Genomic DNA, 379 nt, shown 5'->3' on the forward strand with positions numbered 1-379 from the left:
ATGATAGGGAAGTTGTTTCTAAGTGGTATATGGAATACAGAAATGAAATTCTTAAGTATATAAATTCCATTATTCATGACTATCATCAGGCGGAAGATTTAACGCAGGATACATTTTGTAAAGCACTAGTTTCCTTTGATAAGTTTAAGGGGAATTGTAAACCTACTACATGGTTATATACATTAGCACGTAACTCAGCCATTGATTATTTGCGTAAAAGAAAACCTTCTTCATTACTTGAAAACATTACTGACAATCTGAGCAATGATTCAATGCTTTTACCAGAATATGTTGCGGAACGTAAAGAGAATCTTTTTGAGTTGTACGAAGCTATGAATAAATTAAAGAGTTCTTATAAGATAGTCGTCTACTATAGGAG

General features: G+C 32.2%; 1 protein-coding gene. It reads left to right on the top strand.

Annotated features, from left to right (window positions below):
• Window positions 1–379, top strand: a 379-nt coding sequence (locus AOA60_RS29565) for an RNA polymerase sigma factor (protein ID WP_099587305.1), incomplete at both ends; no start/stop codon positions are given.

The organism is Pseudomonas sp. 2822-17 (assembly GCF_002742485.1).
Lineage (GTDB): Bacteria > Pseudomonadota > Gammaproteobacteria > Pseudomonadales > Pseudomonadaceae > Aquipseudomonas > Aquipseudomonas cyclaminis.